The 3,188-nt window shown below is 36.8% G+C and carries 2 protein-coding genes; both read left to right on the top strand.

All coding sequences use genetic code 11. The features are described 5' to 3' along the window. The first annotated feature begins 14 nt into the window (after positions 1 to 14). Entirely contained in the window at positions 15 to 164 is a 150-nt protein-coding gene (locus Q0064_RS14725; RefSeq protein WP_366094775.1) for a T9SS type A sorting domain-containing protein, read from the top strand. A 124-nt stretch (positions 165 to 288) separates the two neighbouring features. Further along, positions 289 to 3,188 (top strand): hypothetical protein (locus Q0064_RS04500; protein WP_298144925.1); only part of this gene is annotated, 2,900 nt, incomplete at its 3' end.

Genomic DNA, 3,188 nt, shown 5'->3' with positions numbered 1-3,188 from the left:
TGAAAAAAATTGAAGTGTTCAATACGCTTGGCCAGTTAGTGATTAGCGTTGTACAACCCAGCAATGAAGAAGTGGTTGATGTATCTCGTTTAGCTGCGGGCAATTATTTTGTGAAAATGTATTCTGAAAAAGGAGTAGGAGTAGCGAAGGTTGTGAAGGAATAATTTAGAGCGCATAAAATTTTTATCATAGAAGTTATTTTGAAGCATTCTTTTTTTGGCTTTAAGAATTGATAATAAGATTGAAAATCGCCTGATTAACAATAGTTTTATCTAAATCATAATTATCATGAAGCAGTTTTACTTACTTTTAGCTATATTTCTCGTAAACTTTTGTACAAGCCAAGTTATAACTTTTACCGATCCAGTATTTAAGAGTAAGCTACTGCAGTCGGCAACTACAAACAGTATTGCCAAAGGGGTCAATGGCAATAACATCAAGATAGATGCCAATAACAATCAGCAAATCGAAGCAAGCGAAGCTCTTGCAGTTTATCAGCTGAACGTCTCTAATTCAGGGATTTCAAACTTACAAGAGATCAGTAATTTCACAAACTTAACGTCGCTAATATGTAATTCGAACTCGCTAACCTCTCTTGATGTTTCGATGTTAGCAAATCTTCAGTTGTTGAATTGTCGTTTAAACGATTTAACATCGCTTAACGTTTCGGGTGCAAATGCGCTAATTACGCTGATTTGTGAGAGAAATGAGTTACAATCATTAAATATACAGAGCTTAACTAATCTAGTAACTCTGCAATGCGGTAATAATAATTTAACTACACTCAATAGCAGTGCCAATGCGGGTTTGATTACTTTATCGTGCAATCAAAATGAATTAAATAATCTGGATGTTACCTCAAATACGCAGCTGAAAAATTTGAATTGTAGTTTGAACGATATTTCTGCATTAAACTTAACTGGGCTTACAGCTTTGCAACGCCTAGAGGCTGCTTCGAATAATTTAACTTCGATTGATTTAGCGCCGCAAACAGATTTGAGATATATTGATGTATCCAAAAATGCGATAGCTCAGATCGATTTGGCTAACAACATCTTATTGACAGGTATTTTAATTTTTGAGAATGATCTAACTAATCTCGATGTTTCGATGCTACAACAGTTAATCAATTTAGATTGTAATACTAATAATTTGACGACTTTAAGCATTACGAATTTGTCTTCTTTAGTAAATTTGAACTGTAGTGCAAATCAGCTTCAAACTTTTACGGCTAGCAACTTACCACAACTGGATGCCATTAATTGTTCAAATAACCAACTTGCTAATCTTAATTTTTCGAGCTTGCCAGAATTAGGCGTACTTGACTTTAGTCAAAATCAAATTACATCTTTTGATTGTACTCCATTTACGCAGCTTTTTCAGTTGAGTTGTAGTGGAAATTTGTTAACCTCTTTGATTTTTCAAACAGGCGGAGGGACTTTAGAAACTGTTAACGCATCGTACAATCAATTAACGACAATTAATGTGCCTTCAATTGCTTTTTTAGATTTATCGCACAATAATTTAACTTCAATAAACGGCGCTTTCGGTATGTCGGTGAACTTATCACACAATAATTTAACTACTATTAATGTAGGATTTTGTGATCAGTTAAATGTTTCGAATAATCAGCTAACAGCGATAACGTTTTCATCAACGGATCCGCAGTCCCTCACTCTACTTAACTGTTCTTCTAACAATTTGATTACTTTAGAAATTCCTTCGTCTTACTTATCGTTGAATGCAGATAATAATCCCTTACAGTCCATTTTTATTCCCAATGTTACAAGTATAAGCAACTTCTCGCTTTTAAATGTGACTAACTTAGAGTATGTATGCACACATCCCTCAAGTATTTCTTTAGTTGATTCAAAACTTGCAGAAAATGGTCATACAAATACCGAAGTAAATTCCTACTGCGTTTTCACACCCGGAGGTTCATTTTACACGATTTCAGGCAACCAGCGGTATAATTTTAGCGGTTCGTCTTGCTCGAGTTCGGATCCGATTGTTCCTAATCTAAAATTTAATATCACCAACGGGTCTGTAAATGGCACGATTATTTCCGACGAGTCGGGAGCCTATTCGATTCCAGTTCAAGCTGGGCAACACACCGTAACTCCTGTAGTTCCGTCTTCTGCTTATTATTCTATTTCGCCAACTAGTTTCGTGGCAAATTTCCCAACTCAGGCTAGTCCACTGCTACAAAATTTTTGTATCACGGCAAATGGTACTTTTCCAGACATAGAAGTTAATCTGATTCCTATAGGGAATGCCAGACCTGGCTTTGACTCGTTTTATAAAGTGCTTGTAAAAAATGTTGGTACCACCGTTCAATCGGGTTCAGTAGTATTCACTTACGACGAATCTGTTTCTGATTTAATAGAAGCTGTTCCAAGTTCTACCTCACTAAATACAGGTTCGGTTTCATGGACACTGAGTAATTTAGCACCTTTTAACCAACAAGAGTTTTTTGTTACGCTTAACCACAATTCTCCTATGGAAACCCCAGCTCTAAACAGCGACGACTTGTTGACTTTTACTGCTGGATTACAAACTGCCGCTGCCGATACAACCCCAGATAACAACATTTCAACCTTATCGCAAATAGTAGTAAATTCATTCGATCCAAACGACAAAACATGCCTAGCCGGACCAACACTTGGCCCAGAGCAAGTAGGAAAGTTTGTGAACTATATGATTCGTTTTGAAAACACAGGTACTGCAGCAGCGGAACGTGTAATTATTACCGATCGAATTGATACCGCAAAATTCGATATCAGCACATTAACTCCTCTAGATTCAAGCCATCCGTTTACTACGCGTATTTCCAACGGCAATCGTGTTGAGTTTATTTTCGAAAACATCCAATTGGGCTTTACCGACGAGACAAACGACGGTTATGTGGTATTTAAAATTAAAACGGTTCCTACTTTAGTTGTAGGCGATACCTTCAGTAACAGCGCTGCAATTTACTTTGATTTTAACTATCCGATTTTTACCAACGACGCTATTACCGAAGTTCAAGTTTTGGGAACGGAAAATTTCGATTGGCAGAAATCGTTTTCCGTATTTCCTAATCCAATGAATGCCGAGCTGACTGTAAAGAGTTTGACTGATGCTTCAGTGAAAAAAATTGAAGTGTTCAATACGCTTGGCCAGTTAGTGATTAGCGTTGTACAACCCAG

The sequence above is a fragment of the Flavobacterium sp. genome (assembly GCF_027490375.1).
Classification (GTDB): domain Bacteria; phylum Bacteroidota; class Bacteroidia; order Flavobacteriales; family Flavobacteriaceae; genus Flavobacterium.
The sequence above is the reverse complement of the archived record's forward strand: the minus strand, read 5'-3'. Positions and strand labels throughout refer to the sequence as shown.